The 19,907-nt window shown below is 67.3% G+C and carries 21 protein-coding genes and 1 riboswitch; of the genes, 13 read left to right on the forward strand and 8 right to left on the reverse strand.

Annotated features, from left to right (window positions below; all coding sequences use genetic code 11):
- Positions 1 to 173: 173 nt before the first annotated feature.
- Together hemG and hemE are read right to left on the reverse strand one after the other, a co-directional pair.
- Positions 174 to 1,658, reverse strand: a complete 1,485-nt coding sequence (hemG, locus tag J7I85_RS16605) for a protoporphyrinogen oxidase (protein ID WP_214853709.1) — start codon at positions 1,656 to 1,658, stop codon at positions 174 to 176.
- A gap of 5 nt (positions 1,659 to 1,663) precedes the next feature.
- The gene (gene hemE, locus J7I85_RS16610) at positions 1,664 to 2,758 is read right to left on the reverse strand and encodes a uroporphyrinogen decarboxylase (RefSeq protein ID WP_214853711.1); all 1,095 of its coding nucleotides are present in this window, start codon (positions 2,756 to 2,758) and stop codon (positions 1,664 to 1,666) included.
- A 157-nt stretch (positions 2,759 to 2,915) separates the two neighbouring features.
- On the opposite strand from hemE, the gene J7I85_RS16615 reads away from it, so the two are divergent.
- The 4 genes from J7I85_RS16615 to J7I85_RS25120 all read left to right on the forward strand — a co-directional run bounded on the left by J7I85_RS16615 (position 2,916) and on the right by J7I85_RS25120 (position 7,297).
- On the forward strand, positions 2,916 to 4,301 hold the full coding sequence (locus J7I85_RS16615) for a glutamyl-tRNA reductase (protein WP_308159528.1): 1,386 nt from the start codon (positions 2,916 to 2,918) through the stop codon (positions 4,299 to 4,301).
- A gap of 96 nt (positions 4,302 to 4,397) precedes the next feature.
- A complete protein-coding gene (locus J7I85_RS16620) occupies positions 4,398 to 5,084 on the forward strand; it encodes a hypothetical protein (RefSeq protein ID WP_214853714.1) in 687 nt (228 codons plus the stop codon).
- Entirely contained in the window at positions 5,081 to 5,884 is an 804-nt protein-coding gene (locus J7I85_RS25115) for a multicopper oxidase domain-containing protein (RefSeq protein ID WP_251024432.1), read from the forward strand. The genes J7I85_RS16620 and J7I85_RS25115 overlap by 4 nt, the downstream gene beginning before the upstream one ends.
- A gap of 54 nt (positions 5,885 to 5,938) precedes the next feature.
- On the forward strand, positions 5,939 to 7,297 hold the full coding sequence (locus J7I85_RS25120) for a multicopper oxidase domain-containing protein (protein ID WP_308159530.1): 1,359 nt from the start codon (positions 5,939 to 5,941) through the stop codon (positions 7,295 to 7,297).
- Between the two features lie 32 nt (positions 7,298 to 7,329).
- Here J7I85_RS25120 and moeB read toward each other — a convergent pair whose 3' ends face one another.
- Positions 7,330 to 8,529: a molybdopterin-synthase adenylyltransferase MoeB gene (gene moeB, locus J7I85_RS16630; protein WP_214853716.1), complete on the reverse strand. Its 1,200-nt coding sequence runs from the start codon at positions 8,527 to 8,529 to the stop codon at positions 7,330 to 7,332.
- An 84-nt stretch (positions 8,530 to 8,613) separates the two neighbouring features.
- On the opposite strand from moeB, the gene J7I85_RS16635 reads away from it, so the two are divergent.
- The 6 genes from J7I85_RS16635 to J7I85_RS16660 all read left to right on the forward strand — a co-directional run bounded on the left by J7I85_RS16635 (position 8,614) and on the right by J7I85_RS16660 (position 11,578).
- On the forward strand, positions 8,614 to 9,282 hold the full coding sequence (locus J7I85_RS16635) for a TetR/AcrR family transcriptional regulator (protein WP_214853718.1): 669 nt from the start codon (positions 8,614 to 8,616) through the stop codon (positions 9,280 to 9,282).
- Positions 9,283 to 9,338: 56 nt separating this feature from the next.
- Positions 9,339 to 9,563, forward strand: a complete 225-nt coding sequence (locus tag J7I85_RS16640) for a DUF3107 domain-containing protein (protein ID WP_003805104.1) — start codon at positions 9,339 to 9,341, stop codon at positions 9,561 to 9,563.
- A gap of 8 nt (positions 9,564 to 9,571) precedes the next feature.
- Positions 9,572 to 9,874, forward strand: coding sequence for a hypothetical protein (locus J7I85_RS16645; RefSeq protein ID WP_214853720.1), 303 nt, complete (start codon positions 9,572 to 9,574; stop codon positions 9,872 to 9,874).
- 201 nt (positions 9,875 to 10,075) lie between these two features.
- On the forward strand, positions 10,076 to 10,321 hold the full coding sequence (locus tag J7I85_RS16650; protein WP_214853721.1) for a hypothetical protein: 246 nt from the start codon (positions 10,076 to 10,078) through the stop codon (positions 10,319 to 10,321).
- Positions 10,322 to 10,493: 172 nt separating this feature from the next.
- Positions 10,494 to 10,820: a helix-turn-helix transcriptional regulator gene (locus J7I85_RS16655; protein WP_214853722.1), complete on the forward strand. Its 327-nt coding sequence runs from the start codon at positions 10,494 to 10,496 to the stop codon at positions 10,818 to 10,820.
- Positions 10,817 to 11,578, forward strand: a complete 762-nt coding sequence (locus tag J7I85_RS16660) for a cation transporter (RefSeq protein ID WP_214853724.1) — start codon at positions 10,817 to 10,819, stop codon at positions 11,576 to 11,578. Before J7I85_RS16655 ends, J7I85_RS16660 begins: the two co-directional genes overlap by 4 nt.
- Positions 11,579 to 11,643: 65 nt before the next feature.
- On the opposite strand, the gene J7I85_RS16665 is transcribed toward J7I85_RS16660, so the two are convergent.
- The 4 genes from J7I85_RS16665 to thiO form a co-directional block, all read right to left on the reverse strand.
- The gene (locus J7I85_RS16665) at positions 11,644 to 12,324 is read right to left on the reverse strand and encodes a 4a-hydroxytetrahydrobiopterin dehydratase (protein WP_214853726.1); all 681 of its coding nucleotides are present in this window, start codon (positions 12,322 to 12,324) and stop codon (positions 11,644 to 11,646) included.
- 64 nt (positions 12,325 to 12,388) lie between these two features.
- The gene (locus J7I85_RS16670; protein WP_251024433.1) at positions 12,389 to 13,171 is read right to left on the reverse strand and encodes a thiazole synthase; all 783 of its coding nucleotides are present in this window, start codon (positions 13,169 to 13,171) and stop codon (positions 12,389 to 12,391) included.
- Between the two features lie 17 nt (positions 13,172 to 13,188).
- Positions 13,189 to 13,425: a sulfur carrier protein ThiS gene (gene thiS / locus J7I85_RS16675; RefSeq protein WP_214853731.1), complete on the reverse strand. Its 237-nt coding sequence runs from the start codon at positions 13,423 to 13,425 to the stop codon at positions 13,189 to 13,191.
- 77 nt (positions 13,426 to 13,502) lie between these two features.
- Positions 13,503 to 14,777, reverse strand: a complete 1,275-nt coding sequence (gene thiO / locus J7I85_RS16680) for a glycine oxidase ThiO (protein ID WP_214853734.1) — start codon at positions 14,775 to 14,777, stop codon at positions 13,503 to 13,505.
- A riboswitch (TPP riboswitch) is annotated at positions 14,769 to 14,889 on the reverse strand. (Overlaps the previous gene by 9 nt.)
- Positions 14,890 to 14,916: 27 nt before the next feature.
- On the opposite strand from thiO, the gene thiE reads away from it, so the two are divergent.
- Positions 14,917 to 15,618 carry a thiamine phosphate synthase gene (gene thiE / locus J7I85_RS16685; protein ID WP_214853735.1) on the forward strand — a complete coding sequence of 234 codons (702 nt, stop codon included), beginning with the start codon at positions 14,917 to 14,919 and terminating at the stop codon, positions 15,616 to 15,618.
- 37 nt (positions 15,619 to 15,655) lie between these two features.
- Here the strand turns inward: thiE and J7I85_RS16690 are convergent, their stop codons facing one another.
- Positions 15,656 to 16,342: a ferritin-like fold-containing protein gene (locus tag J7I85_RS16690; RefSeq protein WP_214853738.1), complete on the reverse strand. Its 687-nt coding sequence runs from the start codon at positions 16,340 to 16,342 to the stop codon at positions 15,656 to 15,658.
- A gap of 41 nt (positions 16,343 to 16,383) precedes the next feature.
- Between J7I85_RS16690 and J7I85_RS16695 the strand changes: the two genes are divergently transcribed.
- Positions 16,384 to 17,919: an RNB domain-containing ribonuclease gene (locus J7I85_RS16695; protein WP_214853741.1), complete on the forward strand. Its 1,536-nt coding sequence runs from the start codon at positions 16,384 to 16,386 to the stop codon at positions 17,917 to 17,919.
- 302 nt (positions 17,920 to 18,221) lie between these two features.
- Positions 18,222 to 19,904 carry a DEAD/DEAH box helicase gene (locus tag J7I85_RS16700; protein WP_214853745.1) on the forward strand — a complete coding sequence of 561 codons (1,683 nt, stop codon included), beginning with the start codon at positions 18,222 to 18,224 and terminating at the stop codon, positions 19,902 to 19,904.
- Positions 19,905 to 19,907: the final 3 nt, after the last annotated feature.

The following is a 19,907-nucleotide window of genomic DNA, read 5'->3' on the forward strand; positions in this document are numbered from 1 at the left end:
AGACCCCCATGGAAACCAGTCAGCGAACGAAAACCATCGGACTTCTGATTGACCATAGTCATCGACCCTAGACACAATTTCGCGCTGGGGAAAACTTGCGGACAGGCCAGCCAGGAGGTATCGCGGGCGGCGGGTAAGCTGCCTCCCGGGAACCGTCCGGGAGGTGGGGGCGCCTACGCCAGGAAGGCCACGACCTGCTTTTTCGTGTCGGCCACCACAGCCGCCAGCCCGTTGCCGGCCAGCCAGCCGCCGACCATCAGCAGTCCGTCCGTGCCGGCGCAGATCTGCCGGACTTCAGCGACCCGCTGCCGGTGCCCCACAGCGGCAAACGGCAGCGCTCCGGCCCAGCTGACGACGTCCCAGTCCACCAGCGTCTCCCGTGTGACGGGCACCGTCAGCAGCGCTGACGCATCCTGCAAAGCCGTGTCAAGCAATGCCTCATCCGATGCCGATTGCGGCCCCGGCACGGCGCCAGCCGCAGCGGCTGACACCCCCTCGCTGCGTCCGTAGGAGAGCCGCAGCACGTGCCTGCCGCGTCCGGCCGCCTCCGCCACCCAGTCCCATTTGCCGGTGGCATGCGTAAGGGCCTTCGCCTGGATTCCCTGCGTTTGCGGGGCCACCAGGATTCCCGTGCCGCGCGGCCGCCGGTCCAGCGCGGGGAGGTCAACAACGAGTGTCACAAGTTTGACTACAGGCCCGGGCCCGGGCTGATGCCCGGCCAGCGCCGGGACCGCTTCCCGGAGGAGCCGCACTGCGGACGGTCCGTCCAGGGCAACCACCAAAACGTCGGCCGCGTAGCTGCCCTCCCCCGCCGCTACCTCCCAGCCGTTCGGGGTCCGTTCAGCGGCCGTCGCTGCCGCCCCCGCCAGCAGTTGCACGCCGCGCGCCCGGAGGTCCGCCACGAGCTCTGTGACGAGGGTGTGCATGCCGCCCTTCAGGCCGGCGACGGCGGAGCCTGCCTTGGCAGGTTTGCCCTGCGTTGGGGAGCTCGGAGTTGGCGTGGTTTGCGTTCCTGCCCCCTTGCGCTGGGCAGCCACGGCCGCAGCCAGCGAACCGTGCCGGGTGATGCCCGCCCGGAGGCCCGGGGCCACCATATCGACGTCGAGCAGTCCGGGGTCAGCCGAATGCACGCCGCCCACCACAGGTTCCACCAGCCGCTCGAGGACCCGTCGTCCCATCCGGGCCCGCACCAGCGCGGAGACGCTGGAAACCTCGGCGGTGGTCCCCACGGAGGCGGGCAGCAGCTTGTCCAGCGAGGCGCGCAGCGAGCCGCCCAGGCCCAGCGAGCGGCGGACCTCCGGGTCCCACGGATTGGCCGGGATGCCCAGAACACCGGTCTTGGGAAGTTCACGGGGGCCGCCCGGCAGCTGCACCCAGGCGCCGCCGGGCCGCGGGGCAACAATATGCCCGCCCAGCCCCAGTTCAGCGGCCAGGTCAGCCACAGCGGTGGAACGGGTGGCGAAGGACTCGGCCCCGCTGTCCAGGGTCAGCCCGGCCACGTCATGCCTGCCGACGCAGCCTCCCCAGGCTTCGGCAGCTTCCAGCACCGTGGTGCGGAGGCCCGCCCGGGCCAGTTCCCGGGCGGCCAGGAGCCCGGAGATGCCGCCGCCCACCACCAGTGCCGTGCGTCCGGCAACCGGAGGACTGCCCGCAGCCACGGCCTCTACTCCGGAGAGATGGAGTGGATGAGTTCGACGACGCGAGTCAGGACGTCCGGGTCCGTCTCCGGCGGCACGCCATGGCCGAGGTTCAGCACGTGGCCGGGGGCCGCAGCACCCGATGCGATGACCTCGCGGACGTGCGCCTCAAGGACCTCCCACGGGGCGGACAGGAGTGCCGGATCGATGTTGCCCTGCAGCGGGACGGTGCCGCCCAGCCTGCGGTTGGCCTCGTCCAGCGGCAGCCGGTAGTCCACGCCTACGACGTCAACACCGACGTCGCGCATGGCCACCAGAAGCTCCGAGGTGCCGGTGCCGAAGTGAATCAGCGGGGCGGCCAGGTCGCGGACGTGGTCCAGGGCGCGGGACGAGGCTGCGGCGACGAAGCGGGTGTAGTCGGCCAGGCCGAGGGAGCCCGCCCACGAGTCAAACAGCTGGCCCGCGGAGGCGCCCGCCTCCAGCTGGGCGCGCAGGAACAGGCCGGAGGCATCCGCGGCCCAGTTGGCCAGCGCCGTCCACGTCTCGGGGTCAGCGTGCATCATGGTGCGCGGGCCAAGGTGGTCCCGGGAGGGCCGGCCCTCCACCATGTAGGCGGCCAGTGTGAAAGGCGCGCCGGCGAAGCCGATGAGCGGGGTCTTGCCGAGCTGATCCACCGTCATCCGGACGGCTTCCCGGATGGGTTCCAGCGACTCCTCAGTGAGGCGGGGCAATGCGGCGACGTCGGCGGCGGTCCGCACGGGCTTGTCCAGGACCGGCCCGACGCCGGGCACGATGTCAACGCCGACGCCGGCCAGCTTCAGGGGAATGACAATGTCAGAGAAGAAGATGCCCGCATCAACGTCGTGCCGGCGCACCGGCTGCAGGGTGATTTCCGAGGCCAGTTCGGGGCGCAGGCAGGAATCCAGCATGGCAACGCCCTCGCGGACCTTCAGGTATTCCGGCAGGGAACGCCCCGCCTGGCGCATGAACCACACCGGGCGGCGGCTTGGCTTGCCGCCGCGGTACGCCGTAATAAGCGGAGAGTCAGCAGTGCGTCCGTCGCGAAGCGGATGGCCTGCGTCGAGTCCGGTACCGGCGGGTGTTACAGCGCTAGAAGTCATGCCTTTGATTGTGCCCAAAATCGCCCCTAAAAGATAACGACAGGCTGTCACCCGCGGCAGTCCCACTAAGGGGTGGCAGGAATCACAGGCCCGCAAACCGGGTATCCGGATAAAGGGTTGTTCTACGCGCCTGCGAAAAAGCTATGATTGTCGTGCTGTGGTTCTTTTCTCATTGGTGGCTACACACGCCGACATCGACCTCGAAACCGTTGCTCAGCTAAGCAACGGTTCCTCTGGCATTGCCACGTCCGCCCTCGCCGGTTCGCCGGCGGTCAAGGGCGCGGTGGTCCTTGCCACCTGCAACCGCTACGAAATCTACGGCGAGGCGCCGCACGCCGACGACGTCGAGGCCGCACGCGCCGCCCTGGTCGGCCAGATCAGCGATTCGAGCGGGCTGAGCGAGCAGCTGGTGTCCCGGTCATTCAGCACCCGCACCGGCCCCGAGGTCACCGAGCACCTCTTTGCCGTGAGCTCCGGACTCGACTCCGCCGTCGTAGGCGAACGTGAAATTGCCGGGCAGGTGCGCCGGGCCCTGATCACGGCCCAGCATGAGGGCACCGCCAGCGCGGGGCTGGTCCGCCTGTTCCAAGCCGCCTCCAAGACCGCCAAGGATGTCGGCGCGCAGACAGCCCTGGGCTCCCGCGGGCTGTCCATTGTCTCGGTGGCACTCGACCTCGCCACCGATCTTTCCGAAGAGACCGACTGGTCGAAGAAGAAGGTCGTGGTGTTCGGCACCGGCGCCTACGCCGGCGCCACCATGGCCCTGCTCCGCGAACGCGGCTGCCGTGACATCGCGGTGTTCTCGTCGTCAGGGCGCGCAGCCACATTCGTGGCAACGCGCGGCGGGACCGCCCTCGACGGCGACACCCTGCACGCGGCCGTCGCCGCCGCCGACGTCATGATCGGCTGCAGCGGCTCGGACACGAGGGTGGAAGCCGCCGAGCTCGCCCAGGTCCGCGCCGGATCCGCCCAGCCGCTGATCGCCATCGATCTGGCACTCACCCACGATTTTGATCCCGCGGTCGGAGAGCTCGACGGCGTGGAGCTGCTGACGCTGGAGTCCGTGCGGCTCGCAGCGCCCCAGGAGCAGGCGGAGTCCCTCGCGCAGGCCAGCGGCATGGTTTCCGGCGCTGCCCAGGCGTTTGAACAGGAACGTGAAGCACGCTCCGTGGATTCGGCCATTGTGGCCCTCCGCCGCCACACCATGAACGTGCTCGACGCGGAAATGGAAAAGGTGCGCGCCCGCCACGGCTGCACCGCCGCCGCCGAAGAAGTGGAGTTTGCGCTGCGCCGCATGGTGAAGCAGTTGCTCCACGTCCCCACCGTGCGCGCCCGGGAGCTGGCGTCCAACGGCCAGCAGGACGACTACGTCGCTGCGCTGGAAACCCTGTATGGCATCACCGTGGAGCAGCCGGCTGCCGCGTCCAAGGCCGAGTGCCCCGTGGACCACAGCGGCGTCGCTGCGGGCAGCCTGTCGAATACCGGTCCCCTGCAGGGCTCCGCCGATCTGCAGGACATCGACGCACGCAGGAACTCCGCCTAACCTGCATATGTTCTGACAAACAGAACCCCACAAGCTTTCCATAGGTTCTCCGCGCAGCATTGAAGTTGCCCGTGAAAACCATATTGGGGAGCCATCATGAATTTTTCTTCGCCGGCCTCTGCCGTGCCGCCCCTGAGCCGCCGGCAATTTGGACTTATTGTGGGCGGTGGAGCGCTCCTGCTGGTGGGCGGTGGGACGTACGGCATCGTTTCCCGCAGCAGACCCGGCGGCGGAGCCGGACTCTTCACAACCTTCGGCACACTTTCCCTCGTCGACGCCGGACGCCTGGCCAGGCTTGATGCACAGGGGCAGCCTGCAGCCACGCCGCTCGCCTCGGCCGTATCGCAGGTCACGGACGGAACGCGCAGGGCCGCTGCAGCAGGCCAGCCCGGAATCCAGCGCGTTTCCAGCCGCCGGGGTGCCGCGGTGGACGACCACCACGGCGACCCCCTCCTGGACTTCGACTGGCCGCAGCCCGGAAACTTCACGTGGGGCGACGTCGTCGTGCTCGAAGTGGCACTCACCAATGTCCGGCCCGAGCCGGTCCTGTTCAGCCCGGGACAACTGCGCCTCAAGCTGCTGCCCTCCGGCATCACGGTAGCCCCACAGGACGCCGACCGCGGCCACGGCACAATTGCCGCCGGTGCCACCGAAAAGGTCTGGATCAGTTACCTGGCCCCGCACGATTCGGTGGCCATGGAAATCGAGTACACAGGGCTGGAGGACGATGCCCCGCAGGCCCTTGCGCTTCCGCTGCTGACGGTCGCCAAGGCATCCTTATGAGCCCGCTGGACCTGCACGTCAACGACGGATACCTTCCGATGGTGGACGGAACGCTCGTCTACCACCGGGGCTACGGCGACCGGCCGACTGCGGTCAAGGACCCCAAGCCCAGCCTTTTCGTGAGCCCCCGGGTGTTCCGGCGCAACGGCTCCGTCGTGGCAAGCCGGACCTATCCACTTAGCGCCGCGGTCCCGCCCAAGGGACGGCCGGCCCCGGCGGCCAAGGATCCGGCCAATCCGGGCCAGTTCCTCGTCCACCGCGCCCGCTGGGCCAGCTTCTTCCCCGATAGGACGCTCATCGCCGAGACCGGGAGCACCATCAGCATTCGGGTGACCAATCATCTGGCCCAGGACCACGCACTCCAGTTCCTGCATGCAGGCGCAGCAAACGTTCACGTCGGCACCGGCGCCATCAAACCGGGCCAGACCAAGACCCTGACCTTCAAGGCGCCCGCGGAAGGCACCTACCTGTACTGCGACCCCGGGGCCGACCCGGCCGATCCGACAGCAGACCCGGTCCAGCGGACGCTGGGCCTCTTCGGCGCCCTGCTGGTGGTCAATCCGGACTCCAGCCCCGCTACTTTACCCCTCAACGGACGCAGCGGTTCCAGTCCTTGGCAGTTTCCACGGATGAGGCGCTCAACCGGACGCGGAGGAGGACACGCTGATGTCCGGCTCAGCCCGGGAGGTCGATGTCCGCAATTTCAGCCTGAGTGCGGCAGCCGGAACGGTCCGCACCGGCCAGTTCATGCGATTCATCGACGCCGGCGTGGTCCACCACCAGCTCCATTTCCACGGTAATCATCTCTGGACGGTGCGCCGTAACGGCGAGAATTCCCCCGCGCACGGGGCAGGGTGGACGCCGACGGCCACGTAGTCCTCCAGCAGTGGGAGGACGTTGTCGAAATGCACCCGCTGGACCGGAAGGACTCCATGCTGCCGGTGCGGCGTCCTCCGGAGACCATCGACCAGGTGTGGAACGCCCGGAACAGCGACTGGGGTTACCCCATGCACTGCCACGCGGAACCGTCGCAGGTGGCGCGCGGCGGCATGTATCCCGGCGGCCTGGTGGGCCACTGGACCGTTGCGGCCCCCGGCCCGGTCAATGCCACGCCGCAGCCTGAGCTCTTCCGCAGCCAGGCGGACTTCAGCTCACACCAGATGCATGAGGGAAGCCCAAAGACCGAGTTCCCACTGAAACCCGATGTCGCCCATGAATTCAAGTTTTTCAACCAGAAAATGAAGTTCGACGATGGCGGCGAGTTCGAGATGTGGACGTTCGAGACCGAGAACTCGGGCCGGATCTTCCCCGCTCCCCTGCTGCGCCTCACGGAGGGGCAACTGTTCCACGGCACCATCCGTCCCAGCAAGAGGGTTCATACCCTGCACTGGCACGGAATGGAGCCTGACCCAAGGAACGATGGCGTGGGCCACACCTCCTTTGAGGTATCCGGCTCATACACGTACCAGTGGCGCCCTGACCGGGGCCAGCCGGGGAACCCTAACGCCGGGGCATCCGGAACGTATTTCTACCACTGCCACGTCAACACCACGTTGCACGTGCAGATGGGCATGTTCGGCCCGCTGATCATTGACCCGCCGGTACACAAGGACTATCCCGTGACCAAGGGAGCGCGGCGGGCGTTCGTCGACGGCCCGGAGTACGACGTTGACACCGAGACCATCCTGGTCCCGTATTCCGTGGACCCGCGTTGGCATGAACTCAACCACGCCGCCGGGCTCTCGGGCGACGACGCCGGCCTGGACAAGTTCGAGCCCAAGCACTTCTACCTGCTCGGCGGCGAACTGGCTCCTGTGCCCACGGCAGAGGGCCCGATCCACCTGACGCGCATCAGGGCCCGGATGTCCAACGGGGGCACGGTCAAGCCCACGCTGCTGCGGCTGCTGAACGCCAACTATTTCCCGGTGAATGCCTATTTCACGGACGCGGCAGGAAAACGAGTTGCCATGGCGGAGCTGATCGCCCATGACGGCCGGCCGTTCCGGGACACTTCAAACCCCAATGCGCCGGCCCGGCCGATCTCCGCCACCAGCCCTATGCGCGCCAGCCTCATCAACTTCGGTGCGGCGGAACGGTACGACATGCTCCTGCGCCCGCCGGCGGCCGGTGATTACAAGCTCACCGTCGACCTGCTGGACTGGATCACCGGCAAGGTCCTCCATTCCCGGCAGATCCCGGTCATCGCGCGGTGACGTTGGCGGAAACCGCGGTGAGGAAGGCTGAGTCAGTAGACCGGCTTCTGCGGCTCAACGTCGCGCACCCAGGCGAGGATGCCGCCGTCGAGATGGCTGACACGCTGGTAGCCCGCCTTCCGGGCGGCGGCCAGCACGGCGGCGGACCGCGTCCCGGCCTTGCAGTGGAACACGATGTCCTTGTCCTGCGGCAGCTCGCCCCACGCCTCGCCGGAGAGGATCCGCCCCTGCGGGATCAGTACGGAGCCGTCGATCCGGACAATGTCGTACTCCCCCGACTCACGCACGTCCACGAGGTCGAAGTCCTTCAGCCCGGCCTGCCGCGAGGCCAGCATCGTGGCCAGCTGCGTTGCCGTCACGGTGTGCTCGGTGTCGGTTGTCTCCGTCGGGGCGACGCCGCAGAAGGCCTCGTAGTCGGTGAGCTCCGTGATCCGCGGGGCATCCGGGTCCTTGGACACCCTGATCTCGCGCCAGCTGCCGCCCAGGGCGTCGTACAGCGCCACGCGGCCCAGCAGGGAACGCCCGACGCCGGTAATCAGCTTGACGGCCTCCGTCACCATCAGCGATCCGACGGCCGCGCACAGCATTCCGAACACGCCTCCCTCCCCGCACGACGGCACGGAACCGGCCGGCGGCGCCTCCGGATAGAGGTCCCGGTAGGTGGGGCCGTGCTGCTCCCAGAACACGCTGACCTGCCCGTCGAAGCGGAAGATGGACCCCCACACGTAGGGCTTGCCGAGGATCGCGGCGGCGTCGTTCACCAGGTAGCGCGTGGCGAAGTTGTCGGCCCCGTCCAGGATGAGGTCGTAACCGGCGAAAAGCTCCAGGGCGTTGGAGGCATCCAGCCTGACGTCGTGCAGGCGGACCTCCACCAGCGGGTTCAGCTCGGCAATCGCGTCCCGGGCGGATTCGATCTTGGGCCGGCCCACGTCCCGCACACCGTGGATGATCTGCCGCTGCAGGTTGCTCAGGTCCACGACGTCGTCGTCGATGATCCCGATGGTTCCCACGCCGGCTGCGGCAAGGTAGAGCAGCGCCGGCGAGCCCAGGCCGCCCGCGCCGATGACCAGTACTCGCGCGTTCTTCAGCCGGCGTTGGCCGAGTGCGGCGATTTCGGGAATGATGAGGTGCCGGGAATACCGCTCCACCTCTTCGGTGGAGAGCCCGGCCGCGGGATCGACGAGGGGGCCCGGGAACGTGCGGACTGTATTTGCCGTGGACGGAGAAGCCATACTTCAATGTATGCCTGAAGATACCGCGCGGTCATATTACCCCCGGGTAAAGTGAAGTTAACTGCAAAGGAAAGAAGGCCAACAGTGGTTCATCATGCACCGGTTGATCGAACTCAGGCCGCGCAATCCAATGCCGGCCCGGTCCGCGCCTCCGGCCAGCGTTCTGCCAGGCTGCCGCGCGACGAGCGCCGGGCCCAGCTGCTGGCCGCAGCCCAGGAAGTTTTTGTCGCCAACGGATACCACGGCGCCGCGATGGACGAGATCGCGGAAACGGCCCATGTCAGCAAGCCTGTGCTCTACCAGCACTTCCCGTCGAAGCGTGAGCTGTACCTAGCCCTGCTCGACAGCCATCTCGAGGCACTGACCGAGCTCATGCTCGGAGCAATGAGCTCCACCACGGACAACAAGGAGCGCGTGCAGGCCGTCATGCGTGCCTATTTCCGTTTCATTGACAGCGACGACCAGGCACACCGGCTGGTGTTCGAATCCGACCTGATCAACGACGCCGACGTCAGCTCGCGCCTGGAGACGTTCAACAAGACCTTCGCCGACGCCATAGCGCGGATCATCGCCGAGGACACCAAGCTCCCCCTGCTGGAGGCCCAGCTGCTGGGACGTGGGCTTGCGGGCATGGCCCAAGTCAGCGCGCGCTACTGGCTCGAAACGGACGGGAACCTCGACCTCGATGTGGCCAGCGACCTGATTTACCGTTTAGCTTGGCGCGGAATCTCTCGCTTCCCCAAAGAGACCTAGACTACAACTGAAACTACCTTTGAAATTTCAACCTTGACTGGCTGGGAGGCCTTGCTGTGGAAGTAAAGATCGGCATTCAGAACGTCGGCCGTGAAATTGTGCTGGAATCGGCTCAGGATGCTGACGCTGTGGCCAAAGTAGTGGCCGAGGCCATCGCCAAGGGCAGCGAGCTGCGCCTGAACGACGAGAAGGGCCGTCAAATCATCATCCCGGCAAACGTCCTCGGCTACGTCGAAATCGGCGCAGAGGAAGTGCGCCGGGTCGGCTTCGGCGCACTGTAGGCCGAGCAGTGCTGTCCCTCGTGATCGTGGTCCTGGTAACTGCTGCTGCCGGGTTCATCGTCTGGGCCAACGACCGGCGACACGCCAAGTACGGCATCCTCGTGCCGGCAGGCACCGCTGCTGCGGTGGGCATGCTCACCTGGATCATTTGTATCTCGGCGGGGCTGGGCTATCAGCCGGGCCTGACGTGGCTGCCGTGGATCCTTCCCATGGCGGCCGGGACGGCTGCTGCCCTGGCAGTGGCGGTCTACTTGGGCCGGGCGCGCGCCAGGCAGGACACCCAGCGGCTGACGGCAGCGCTGAAAATCTAGCCTCTGCAGGATCTGGCTGGCGCCACGCCCGGACATCAGTGACCACCACCCAAGCGGGTGCGTGGTCACTGTCCTTTAAGATGCTTCTAAATTCGTCAAGCCGTGACTCAACCTGGCGCGAGTTCTGCGCAGTTCGTTGTCTTGCCGAACAATCCCTAGTGGGGATGGCCATCACGCAGCGGGTCACTGAAGGATAGCGCCATGGGCGGATCAAAGTACGAGCGCAGGGACTCCGTCCCACAGCACTCCTCCCTGCGTGAGCGCATGAGGGCGGAACTCGAAGCCTTTGGCCCCTATGCAGCACGCACAGACACACAGGGAATCGAGCCCGGCAGCGTATCCCCACCCGTAAGGCGAGGTACAACCGGAGAGACGGTCATGGTGGTCACAGGCATCTTTGAGTCCGGCCTAGGGACGTCCTGCTTCCTTGAACTGAATCACGTCTGACAGTGCCAATGGCATGCCCTGGGACGCCCGCCGTCATCTGATTTCACCGAGGAAGCTTTCCGCTTTTGGTTTCGCGTGTCATGAAACGTCCAGCATGTGTCCCAAGGTCGGCCCGCTGGGTGGCCGGTGGCACAACATTGGCTCAATACATCAGCGGATGTACTGTGAGTCTATGCAGACTCTGACACACGCTCCGGTGCTGGCCCGGTTCGGTTATGCGGTCTCTGACCCGACGCGCGCCCGGATCCTGCTGGCTCTGGCCGATGCCCCCGCCTACCCTTCCGACCTTGCTGATGCCCAGGCGGTGTCGCGCCAGAGCATGTCCAACCATTTGGCCTGTTTGCGCGGCTGCGGCCTCGTGGTGGCTGTCCCGGACGGCAGGCGGACGCGGTACGAGCTCGCCGACGCCCGGCTGGGTCACGCCATCCGGGATCTGATCGGAGTGGTGCTTGCCGTGGATCCGGCGTGCTGCACCCCTGACGGGACGTGCCTGGCATGAGCGCCGTGCAGCTGTCACTGGTGCCGGCGCGGCGGGCGGTCCTGAACCGCCGTATCCGCGTGTTCGCGGCGGCGACGATCACCTACAACGTGATTGAAGCCGCGGTGGCGCTGTGGGCGGGCGGCGTCGCGGACTCCTCCGCGCTTATTGGTTTCGGGCTGGACTCGGTAATCGAGGTCACCTCCGCCCTTGCTTTGTCATGGCAGTTCTCCTCCGAGGCCCCTGAGCGGCGAGAACACCTCACCCTGCGGATTATCGCCCTGTCATTCTTCGCGCTGGCGGCCTTCGTCTCCGTTGACGCCGTCCGGTCCCTGACCGGCGGCGGGGAGGCCAAGCACTCGACCCCCGGGATCGTGATCGCCGCGCTGAGCCTGGCCATCATGCCTGTTCTGTCCTGGCTGCAGCGCCGGGCGGGCCGTGAGCTGGGCTCAAAGACAGCTGTCGCTGATTCCAAACAGACGCTCCTCTGCACCTACCTCTCCGCCGTCCTGTTGATCGGCCTCGTCCTGAACAGCACGCTGGGCTGGTGGTGGGCCGACGCCGGTGCCGCCCTTGTGATCGCGGCGATCGCCGTCCGGGAGGGTGTCAACGCGTGGCGCGGGGACGTGTGCTGCACTGTCCCCCAGGCGGTGCCCGCTGAAGAACAGGAAGCATCGTCTGAGCCTGCCGCGGACGGCTGCTGCGACAGCTGCAAAGCTTCAGAACCAGCGCCTGCACCGCTGGTACTGGGCCTGCCGCTGACCCGCCGGGAAAACTAAGGACCGGATCCAGGACTCCCTGAAGCTCATCTGGCCTTCCACGGACTGGTGTTGCTGACAGACTGCTACTCCGGCGGGGTGGCAACGTCCGGACCGTGGCCTCCCTCGGTGTGCAGGCAGAGCCGGTTCCCCTGGGCATCAGTGACCACCACCCAGTTGGGTGCGTGGTCACTGTTCATCAGCGCCCCGGTTGCCGCGGTCTTCTCCAGTACAGGTGCCGACTCGGCCTTGGAGCGGTGGATGTCGAGATGGAGGCGGTTGTCGTTCGGTGTCGGCGTCTCCTGGAACCAGAGGCCGGGACCGCGCCCGTAGGGGTCAACCAGGTCCCCGGACCTGCCCTTCCGGTAGCCGAGAGCTACGCGCCAGACCTCGGAAATTTCCGCGGCGTCAGCCGTGTCGATGCCGATGTCCACCGACCGGTACAGGCCGGGCTGGGCCTCGGCCCCTGCCGCTGAGGCGGCATCGCTGACGGAGGCGGCAGCGCGGGCGTCCCGCGTGGACACCTCCCCGCCGACGTCGTGGGAACTGAACCGGATGAACACCCGGTTATAGCGCCAGTCCAGGTCCGGGTGGTGGTCCATTTCCTCTGCCACGCGCCCGACGGCGGCTATCAGCTCGAGCGCGACGGCCGCCGTCGGCGCCTTATAGACAGTGACAAGCCCGCCGAGGCGGTAGCGCCAGTCGGGCAGCCCGGCGAGCGCTTCGTCGATCTGCGGTCGGTTAAGGATGTCGTCGCTGGCGGCCACAACTGGCTCCTGGGAAGTACCTGGTGAGCCGGCCGCGCGCCGGGCGGGCAGGAGTTGTCCGGGCTTAGAGGAACTCCGCCCGGCCCTCCATGGCCGACGACGCCAACGCATGCTCACGGCGCGGGATCCGCCCGGCCGCACGCGCCAGCCTACCGGCGATCACGGCGTGTTTGAAGGCCTCGGCCATCAGCGCGGGGTTCTGGGCCCGGGTCACGGCCGTGGCCAGCAGCACGGCGTCGCAACCCAGTTCCATTGCCAGGGCCGCGTCCGAGGCCGTGCCGATCCCTGCGTCCAGGACCACGGGAACGGAGGCCCGTGACACGATCAGCTCGATGTTGTGCGGATTGAGGATGCCCAGGCCCGTGCCGATCGGCGCTCCCAGCGGCATGACGGCCGATGCACCCAGGTTCTCCAGCCGAAGCGCCAAAACGGGATCGTCATTGGTGTAGGCGAAGACCTTGAAGCCCCGGTTGACCAGCTGCTCGGTGGCGTCCACCAGCTCCACGGCATCAGGCAGGAGCGTGTGCTCATCGGCGATGACTTCGAGCTTGACCCAATCAGTCTCCAACGCTTCACGGGCCAGCTCCGCCGTCATGACAGCGTCCCGGGCCGTGAAGCAGCCGGCGGTGTTGGGGAGCACGCGGATTCTGTGGTCCACCAGCAGCTGGAACAACGAGCCGGTTTCGGCAGGCGAGTAGCGCCGCATCGCCACTGTGGTCAGCTGGGTGCCGGACGCGAGCAGCGCTGCGCCGAGACCGTCCAGGCTTGGAGCGCCTCCGGTGCCCATGATGAGCCGCGAAGTCAGCTCCACTCCGTCAATGACCAGGCTGTCTGTTGTTTCAATCATTGTTTCTGCCATCGTCTTCATCCTCCCTGGACTGCCGTGACAAGTTCGATCTCGTCGCCGTCGGCGAGGGCGGTGGCGTACCACTGGCTGCGCGGCACGACGGCCGAGTTGCGGGCCACCGCCACACCCAGCCGCTGGCCGTCGGCGGCCTGCCCGCTGGCGGCCAGCTGGCGCCCCGTGACCTGGCTGACGAGTGAGGTGACGGAGGCGCCCTCGCTTACTTCCTGTTCAATGCCGTTCAGTGTGATGTTCATGCTGGTTCCTTGTTTTGGTCAAATGTGACGCGGGTCAACGTGACAGTTCCCGCTGCTTGCGGTGTCCCTTGGGGTTATTAGCCGGGGATAGGGCTGAGAACAGCGGCAGATCCCAGTGGGTCCGGAAGCCAGGGTGAAAACCGGCCCGGCCGGAAGGCGGCCCAGCGCGGATCGGTGTTGCCGTCCATGAGCTGGCGGCAGATCGCCGCGGCGGCCGGGGTCAGCAGAACGCCGTGGCGGAAGAAGCCGGTGGCGATGATGAGGCCCGCCACGTCCGTTCCCGCACCTTGCCCTCCGGCCGGCACCCGGCCCAGCAGCGGGGCGTTGTCCGGCGTGCCGGGCCGTGCCCGGGCGGTGGCTTCCAGCAGCTCGAGTTCGGCGACTGCCGGCAGCAGTGCTTGAGCGTCGCGCAGCAGTTGGTAGACACCCCCGGCGCTGGTGCCCGGCACACCGTCCTCACGCTGGGTGGCGCCGATCACCACCGTGCCGTCCCCGCGGGGCACCACGTACACCGGCACGCCCCGCACCATGCCCCGCACCGTTGCGGTGAGCAGGGGCTGCAGGTGTGCGGGGACTCTGAGCCTGAGGATGTCTCCGTAAACCGGGCGCAGCGGCAGCTGCAGGCCTTCGGGGAGGTTCTGCAGGTGCGCCGCGGCCAGGCCGTTGGCCACCACCGTCTCGGCCGCCCTGACGGTTCCGCCGCGGGCCAGCCGGACCCCGCAGACCCGCGCGCCGTCCCAGAGCAGGCCAGCGGCGTGCTCCCGCAGCGCGTATCCCTCCGCTGCCGCAATCTCCTGGCCATGGCCGGCCAGCTCGGCAGCAACCGCCCGGACGAGCTTCCGCGGATCCACCTGGTGGTCCGCCGGGATGTCCAGGGCGCAGGAGATCGCGGGGCTGAGCAGCGGCTCCCGGGAACGTGCCTCACGGATGGTCAGCGGTTCAACGTTCAGGCCGTGGGCCCGCTGCACGTCCCGCAGGTCCATCAGGGCCCGGCGGTCGGCCGGATCGGCACCCACCGCCAGGGTCGGCGTCGTCAGGTAACCGGCGTCCTCGCCGGCGGTGAGCGTGGCCGCAAACTCCGGCCATCTGGCGGAGGATTCCAGCATCAGTTCCAGGAGCCCTTCCTCCTGGTAATGCAGTTCGCTGACCGGGGCGAGCATGCCGGCCGCAGCCCAGCTTGCACCGCTGCCCGGGGCTTCATCGATGAGCACCACCGAACGGCCGGAGCGCCGTGCCTCCCAGGCGATGCCGTGGCCAACCACGCCGCCGCCAATGACGGCCACATCTGCCTCAAGTGCGCCGGGCTCCAAGGCTCCCGCGGAGCATTCGTCGCCGCTGGTTTTAGGGTTCATGGAATTCCTTCCCTACGCCGGTACTAACCGGATCAGGTCAAGCGGTCGGCTCTGACGCCCTCTCAGCCCTGCGTCTTTATGACAGCAGCAACGGGCTCCCGCGGTACCTGCCCAGTTTAGAGGAACTAAGGTGGTTGCCATGACCGTGCACTCTGCCCACACCGCCGCCCGCCTGTACCTCTGCACCGACGCCCGCAAGGACCGCGGGGACTTTGCGGACTTCGTGGACGCGGCGTTCGCCGGCGGCGTGGACATCATCCAGCTGCGGGACAAGAGCATCGAGGCGGCCGAGGAACTCGAGTTGCTGGAAGTAGTGCATGCCGCCGCCCGCAGGCACGGCCGGCTGTGGGCCGTTAATGACCGCGCCGACATCGCGTCCATCGCCGGTGCACCGGTGTTCCACGTCGGCCAGAAGGACCTGCCGCTCCGCGCCGCCCGGAAGCTGCTGCACGATTCAACGGTGATCGGGCTGTCCACCCACAGCACGGACCAGGTGGATGCAGCCATCGGCGCTGCCCACGGGCGCAGTGGCCTGGACTATTTCTGCGTGGGCCCGCTGTGGGCCACCCCCACCAAGCCCGGGCGCGCCGCCGTCGGGCTCGACCTGGTGCGCTACGCGGCGGAGGCCGTTCGCGCCGCAAACGAGGAACGGGTTGGCGGCCTGCTGCTGCCCTGGTTCGCGATCGGCGGGATCGACCGCACGAACGTGGAGCAGGTCCTGGCGGCCGGAGCCAGCCGCATCGTCGTCGTGCGGGCGATCACCGAGGCGTCAGACCCGGCAGCAGCCGCGGCGGAACTGCTCGATGCCCTCGACGCAACGTACCCGGCCGCCGTCTCGTAACCGAGACGGCCCGATCCGCGGGCGGCGAGTCCTGGAGCTACCCGCTCAGGCCCAGCTGGACCATCCGCCGGGAATGGTTCTCCGCGACTTCGGCGGTGATGCCCCGCACCAGCTCGCGTGCGGTGGCGTCCGTGGCACCGGGCTCCGACTCGACGAACAGCTCGCTCAGGAAGGCGTGGTCGTGGCCCACGCGCTGGGCCTGCGTGATCGCTTCGCCGAGGAGGCGGCGGCCCCACAGCGCCAGCCTGGACGCGAGCCGGGGGTCGTCTGCCAGCGCCCCACTGAGCCGTTCCCGAAGCACGGCCGTGGCCTCTTCCGACGACTGGATCTGCTGGATGAGGTCACGGGTTCCGGCATCCACAAACCGGGCCACGGCCCGGTAGAAATCGGCGGAGACCGTGTCCACCACGTAGGCCTTCATCAGGGATTCGTACCAGTCCGCCGGGCGGGTCCGCTCGTGAAAGTGGTCCACGGCGGATTGGAATGGCAGCATCGCATGTTCGACGTCGACGCCCATCCCCGCCAGCTTGGCGCTCACCAGTTCGTAGTGCTGGAATTCGATGACGGCGATCCTGCCGAGCACGGCGCGGTCGTGCAGCGTGGGTGAGTAACGGGCGTCGGACGAGAGCCGTTCGAACGCGGACAGTTCGCCGTATGCCATCACGCCGAACAGGTCTGCAACGAAGCGGTCGTAGCGAGCGGTGTCAGCCGAGGAAGTGCCCATAATCCAAGACTAACGGCGCAATTCGGGCTAACCTGATTTTCGTGTCACATCATCGTCTGTCGCCCAGCGTCCACGAGCAGACCAACGCGCTCGAGGAGGCATTGAGCGCGCTGCGGACGGAGCTGGAGCTTCCAGGAGAATTTCCCGAGGCTGTGCTCAAGGAAGCTGAAGCCGCCGTTGCAGACCGGCAGTTTCCGGCCCTGGACCTGACCGGGGTGGACTTCCTGACCATCGATCCGCCGTCGTCCACCGACCTTGACCAGGCGCTCTTCATCGAACGCCTCGGCGAGGGATACCGGATCCTCTATGCCATTGCAGACGTTCCGTCTTTCGTGCAGCCGGGCGGCGCGCTCGACGCCGAAACCCGCCGCCGCGGGCAGACCTTCTACGCCCCCGACGGCCGGATTCCGCTGCATCCGGAGGTGATCAGTGAGAACGCCGGCAGCCTGCTCGCCGGGCAGCTGTGCTCCGCCTTCGTCTGGGAGTTCGAGCTCGATGCCGCCGCCGAGGTGGCGTCCGTGCTGGTGCGCCGGGCGATGGTGCGTAGCCGCGCCAAGCTCAACTACAAGGGGGTCCAGGCAGAACTGGATGCCGGCACGGCCCCTCCCATGCTGCAGCTCCTGTGCGAGGTCGGGCGCAAGCGGGTGGACTTGGAACGCGCCCGCGGCGGGGCAAGCCTGAACATGCCGGAGCAGGAGATCGTCCAGCTTGCCGACGGCGGCTACCGCATCGTCGCAGTGCCGCAGCTTCCGGTGGAGGACTGGAACGCCCAGATCTCGCTCATGACCGGAATGGCCGCCGCCTCACTGATGCTCAACGGCAAGGTGGGGATCCTGCGCACAATGCCGGCCCCGGATGAACGCTCGCTCAGCCACTTCAAGCGGCAGACCCACGCTCTGGGCAAACCGTGGGACGGGCAGGAAAGCTACGGCGAGTACCTGCGCACCCTCGACCCCACCGACCACCGGCAGTTGGCCATCCTCCACGCGGCCGGAATGCTCTTCCGCGGAGCCGGGTACACGCACTTTGACGGAACCGTCCCGGAGGACGCTGTCCAGTCAGCCATCGGCACGGCGTACGCCCACACCACCGCCCCGCTGCGCCGCCTCGTGGACAGGTTTGTCCTGGTCATTTGCGAGGCACTGAGCAACAACCGGCCGGTGCCGGCCTGGGCCCGCGCGGCGCTCCCCTCACTGCCCGAAATCATGGCGTATTCGGACCAGCTGGCGGGAAGAATGGAACGGCTGGCCCTGGACACTGTGGAAGCGGCGCTGCTGATCAACCACATCGGGCAGGAGTTCGATGCCGTGGTGATCTCCGGGTCAAAGCCGACCAAGAACGGGAACGGGAACGGCAACGGAGCAGGCACCGGGAACGGAAATGGGAACGGGAACGGGAACGGCAAGGTAAACGGGAAGGGGACCAACGGATCCGGCCCCTCCGGAGTGGTCCAGATCGCCGAACCGGCGGTAACGGCCAGGTGTGCCGGCGAAATGGAGCCCGGCACCAGGGTCCGGGTCCGGCTCGTCTCCTCGGACATCGCAACGCGGGAGGTCCACCTCGAGCTCGTCGACTGAACCACTCCCGCGGCCGCAACGGATCCCCCGCGGCGGCCCGAGTCAAGGAAAACACGGGTTTGCCAGTAGACTGGCTAGGTAGTAATGGATGCCCGGTCGTTGATTTCCGTAAATTGAATTCAACAAGCCCGCCCCTACGCGATCTTGAGTCACACCCGCCGGTCCCCAGTGCCGGCAATTAGATAGCCCGCGATCGGCTTCCACTGGAATTGCTTGCGCGCCTGAGCGTGCTCCGGAACGGCCCCGCGGCCGGCCCGTTGAGCAGGCGGCGCCAATGCCCAAATGAATAAGGAAACTCCCCTGTGAGTGAATTGCATACCCACCAGCTTCTTTCTGACGACTCCGGCACCGAGACCATCGAGCCGGAAGAAACCATCATCTCGGATGAGAAGCCGCACGAAATAGCCGAAAAGTCGTTTGCGGACCTCGACGTCCGTGCTGACATCGTTGAATCCCTTGCCGACGCCGGCATCACGCACCCCTTCCCTATCCAGGCCATGACTCTGCCAGTGGCGCTGTCCGGCCACGACATCATCGGCCAGGCCAAGACTGGAACGGGCAAGACCCTCGGCTTCGGCATTCCTGCGCTGCAGCGCGTGGTGGGCCGCGATGACGCCGGCTTCGATAAACTGCCCGCTCCCGGCGCACCGCAGGCCATGGTGATCGTTCCCACGCGTGAGCTCGCCGTGCAGGTTGCCAACGACCTCCAGACGGCATCCCGCAAGCGCAACGCCCGGATCGCCACGATTTACGGCGGACGCGCCTATGAGCCGCAGATCGACGCGCTGCAGAAGGGCGTCGAGGTGGTGGTCGGCACGCCCGGCCGCCTGATCGACCTCTACAAGCAGAAGCACCTCGTCCTGAAGAACGTCAAGATCGTGGTGCTGGACGAAGCTGACGAGATGCTGGACCTCGGCTTCCTGCCCGACGTGGAGACCCTGATCGCCGGCACGCCGCCCGTTCGCCAGACGCTCCTGTTCTCGGCCACGATGCCGGGCCCGGTCATTGCCATGGCCCGCCGGTACATGACGCAGCCCACCCACATCCGCGCCGCGGATCCGGACGACGAGGGCCTGACCAAGCGCGACATCCGTCAGCTCATCTACCGTGCACACAGCATGGATAAGATCGAGGTGGTCGCGCGTATCCTGCAGGCCCGCGGCCGCGGCCGCACCATCATCTTCACCAAGACCAAGCGCACTGCCGCAAAGGTTGCCGAGGAACTCGTGGACCGCGGGTTCGCCGCCGCCGCCATCCACGGTGACCTCGGACAGGGCGCGCGCGAGCAGGCGCTCCGTGCCTTCCGCAACAACAAGGTGGACGTCCTGGTGGCCACCGACGTCGCAGCCCGCGGCATCGACGTCGACGACGTCACTCACGTCATCAACTACCAGTGCGTCGAGGACGAGAAGATTTACCTGCACCGCGTGGGCCGCACCGGCCGCGCCGGCAACAAGGGCACCGCCGTCACGTTCGTGGACTGGGACGACATGCCGCGCTGGGGCCTCATCAACAAGGCGCTGGGGCTGAGCGTTCCCGAGCCCGTCGAAACCTACTCCTCCTCAGCCCACCTGTACGAGGACCTGGACATCCCCGAGGGCACCAAGGGCCGGCTCCCGCGCAGCAAGCGCACCCTCGCCGGCGTCGACGCCGAGGTCCTGGAGGACCTGGGCGAGACCGGCAAGAAGAACAGCCGCTCCGGCGGCCGCGATTCCGGCCGCGATTCCGGCCGCTCCGGCAGCAGGGAAGACAGCCGCCGCGGCGGTGACGCGGGCAAGCGATCGGGTGAGCGCCGCCGTCGTTCGTCAGATTCGGCCGCAGATGCCGGAACCGGCCCTGCTTCCACCGCGACTACGACTGTTGAAGGTGAGCAGCCGGTACGTCCGCGCCGCAACCGCACCCGCACGCGCCGCCGCAACGGCGAAGTGGTCTCTGGCGGCGAATCCGCCGCAACCGGTTCGCAGCCCGGCACCGAGGCCCCATAGCCT

The organism is Arthrobacter sp. ISL-65, from assembly GCF_018613795.1.
Classification (GTDB): Bacteria; Actinomycetota; Actinomycetes; order Actinomycetales; family Micrococcaceae; genus Arthrobacter.